3 protein-coding genes are annotated in these 3,125 nt (G+C 71.0%); 1 reads left to right on the plus strand and 2 read right to left on the minus strand.

The features are described from left to right. Positions 1–659 precede the first annotated feature (659 nt). Positions 660–1,058 carry a hypothetical protein gene (locus WH85_RS45880; protein WP_045748528.1) on the plus strand — a complete coding sequence of 133 codons (399 nt, stop codon included), beginning with the start codon at positions 660–662 and terminating at the stop codon, positions 1,056–1,058. A gap of 301 nt (positions 1,059–1,359) precedes the next feature. Here WH85_RS45880 and WH85_RS45885 read toward each other — a convergent pair whose 3' ends face one another. After that, positions 1,360–2,442, minus strand: coding sequence for an alpha/beta hydrolase (locus tag WH85_RS45885; protein WP_157411662.1), 1,083 nt, complete (start codon positions 2,440–2,442; stop codon positions 1,360–1,362). A 59-nt stretch (positions 2,443–2,501) separates the two neighbouring features. Next, on the minus strand, positions 2,502–2,960 hold the full coding sequence (locus tag WH85_RS45890) for a GNAT family N-acetyltransferase (protein WP_045748530.1): 459 nt from the start codon (positions 2,958–2,960) through the stop codon (positions 2,502–2,504). Positions 2,961–3,125: the final 165 nt, after the last annotated feature.

A 3,125-nucleotide genomic window follows, 5' to 3' on the forward strand; every position in this document is an offset into this window, starting at 1 on the left:
GCGTCCAGCGCGCCTGTAATCAACACGCCCCTGCCGGTGTGGTGACTTTGGGCGTCCAGCGCGCCTGTAATCAACACGCCCCTGCCGGTGTGGTGACTTCGGGCGTCCAGCGCGCCTGTAATCAACACGCCCCTGCCGGTGTGGTGACTTTGGGCGTCCAGCGCGCCTGCAATCAACACGCCCCTGCCGGTGTGGTGACTTCGGGCGTCCAGCGCGCCATCCAGGAACTCCTCGCCCGCCGTACCCCGAGCCTTCGCTCATGGTCCTTGCGTCATTCCGGGCAGCCGTAGACGACGGCTCGACGCCCCCGGCCGTCGCTGACGGCTGATCCCCGTTCCCGAACGAGCCGTGAACGACGGCCCACCCCACTCAGCCGTCGACCACGGTGCCCCAGCAGCCACCAGACAGCCACCGACGACGGCTCGGCATGATCAGCCGTCGGTCACGGCACCGCGCAGGCCCCGCAACGCTACCGACGGCGGCCGGGCACGAACGGCGACAGCCGCACCGAGACATCGCTCCCTTCCAGCACTCTGATCAACTTTGGCTGAGTGGCACTGACACTGGGCCTGGCCTTGCCGGCGGTGTCCGGCTCCCGGCTCTGGTCCGGCCGTCGTCCCTGGCCCGGGCGACGATGGCGGTGCGGGTAACCTCGGCGGGTGCCCGACTTCGCCACCTCGATCGACCGGCTCATCAATCAGGTCCACCACTGGGACACGCCTCGCTGGGCTGTCCGGCCCGCCGCTGTGACCCCGGCTGGTCCTGGCGGCGACGGCTCGACTGCGTCCGACAGTTCGGTCGTTTCGGGCTCGGTTGTTTCGGGGCCGGTCGTTGCGGCCGCCAGCAAGGGTGCGCTGGTTCGAGGGCTGGCGCGGCAGCTGGCCGAACTCGGGGCCGAGGCTGAAGGCCGGGCGGGGCGTCCGCTGCCGGACGTTCACGACATGGTGCTGTCCGACCAGCTGCGGGTGCTGGCCGACGACATCCTCGCCGCTGAGCCTTCCGACGATCTGCTGTCCCGCGCTGCCGGAGCTGTCGAGGCGGTGCGGCCCCGGCTCTGAACGGGCGGTTCCAGCAAGCGCCTGCCCACCGGATAGCGCCTGCCCACCGGAAACTGCCTGCCCATCGGCGGGCGGTAACTGGACGCCTGTCTACTGAATCGCCGGCAACCGGACGCTTGCCACACCGGCGCGCCTGCAAGGGCACCGGCGCCTGCACCTGTTTGTGGGCGCGTGAAGTTCGCTGGTGCACCCACCAACGGGCGGTGCAGGCGCGTCCGCCCACGTGCCTGCAAACAGGTCCGTGCCTACGTGCAGACACCGTGCGGCAAAGCAGATGAGAGTCGCTGTGAGGGCTGAGTGCTCAGTAGGTGACGCGCTCGGTATCGACGCCGGGGAACGGGGCGGTCAGGGTGGCGACGGCTGTGCTGTCACCCTTGAGGGTGTAGCGGTAGAACGCCCGGAGGTAGTTCACCGCCAAGGCCTGGTGCTGCGCCGTGGTCGGGCGACCCGGCGTGTCCCGGCACTCGGAGTCGTCGCCGTCGGTGGGGCCGGGGCCCTTCGTCCACTCGGTGTTGTAGAAGTTGTGGTTGCCCTTCGTCACCCGGATGCGGAAGCCGTGGACGCCCGGCCCGAAGTGCCTCTCGTTGCCCAGCGACCAGCATCCGGCGGAGATGACAGCGATCGGCGCTGTGGTGACGCGCGTGTCCATGATCGGGATCGGGCCGGGTGAGGCGACGGCGGCGACGCCCCGGATGCGTACCCCGGCGGGAAGTTCGCTCTGGTGGGCGTCGGCCGCCTGGTACATGACGCCTTCGCCGGCGACCGAGTGGCCCATCGTGCCGACCCGGGTGAAGTCGAGCCGGTTCCGCAGGCTCTTGTGGTGTTGGAGCAGCTTCAGGTGCCGGTTGACGAGATGGGCCCGCTCCGGGGCGGTCCCGGTGTGGAAGTTCAGCCCGTTCGCGCTGATCGACACCACGGCGAACCCGTCCCGGGCCAGTTCGTGCGCCAGGTAGTCGTAACCCCGGTAGCTCGGGTACGGGTCGACGCCCCGCGGGCACGGCCAGTTCCAGTCCTTCTCGTGCGCCGAATGGCAGGCGACCTGCTGGCCGTGGAGCAGGACGACGACCGGCAGCTTCCCGGACGCCTGTCGCGGATAGTGCACGATCGCCCGCATCTCCGAGACGCCACCCCAATCGGGGCGGTCGGTGAAGGCCTCGTCACCCAGGTCGTATTCCAGTACGGCGATCGGACCGGGGCTCGCCCCGGCCGTGCTGCCCCCGAAGCCGCTGCCGCCGGAGCCGCTGCCGCCGGAGCCGCTGCCCCCGAGGCCGAAGCCGAAGCCGGTGCTGCTGCCGCCGCCGGTGCCGGCTCCGGCTGTGGTGGTGACGAGAGTGGCGAGCGCCAGCGCCACGGTGGCCAGGCGTCTCCGCATGTGAATCCGCATGGTGCGGACGCTAGGAGGCGATCATGTGGAAGTCGTCAGGCCGGTGAGCTGAGTTGTGGTCAGAGCGGGCCCTGCAGGGGGAGCGCCAGGGTGGTCAGGCCCTCCACCGGGCGGAACCCGGCTGCGGCGTAGAGGGTCCTGGCCGGAGTGTTGTCCGGCTCGGTCTGCAGGGAGATGCGCAGGGCTCCGGAGGCTCTGGCCTCGTCGGTGGCGTGGGCGAGCAGCGCCTGGGCCACGCCGGTGCGGCGGCGGGCGGGAGCCACGTAGAGGTCCCGGATCATGACCGTGTGGGACAGGCGTAACGACGCCGGGAGGCCGGCGCTGGTGAGCAGGCCGTGGACCCGGTCGTCCTCGACGGCCGCGATCAGGGTCAGGCGGCCGGCGGTCAGATGCTCCGTGAGCCAGGAGCGGGTGGCGGCCGGGGCGGCGGGCTCGCCGTAGTGGGTGCGGTATTCGTCGAACAGGCCGGCCGCCCGGGGGAATGCCGGATGGTGCGGGTTCAGCTTCGTCACGTGCATGTGGGCGGCCTCGTCTCGGCGGGGGGACTCGGGGTGGGGCGCAACCGCTCACGCAGGTCGCCCGGTGGCTCTCGCGGGTTGGACGCGTAGCGGCCAGCGGGAGTCGCCGGGCCCTCGGCGGGAGCGACGGTCCGCACCACCCACCCCGCTACGACATCGATCCTC

This window comes from Actinoplanes rectilineatus (genome assembly GCF_000962825.1).
Classification (GTDB): Bacteria; Actinomycetota; Actinomycetes; order Mycobacteriales; family Micromonosporaceae; genus Actinoplanes; species Actinoplanes rectilineatus.

Excerpts from the sequence above, each read along its gene's own strand:
- WH85_RS45885 (WP_157411662.1), bottom strand. The coding sequence starts at position 2,442 with ATGCGGATTCACATGCGGAGACGCCTGGCCACCGTGGCGCTGGCGCTC.
- WH85_RS45890 (WP_045748530.1), bottom strand. The coding sequence starts at position 2,960 with ATGCACGTGACGAAGCTGAACCCGCACCATCCGGCATTCCCCCGGGCG.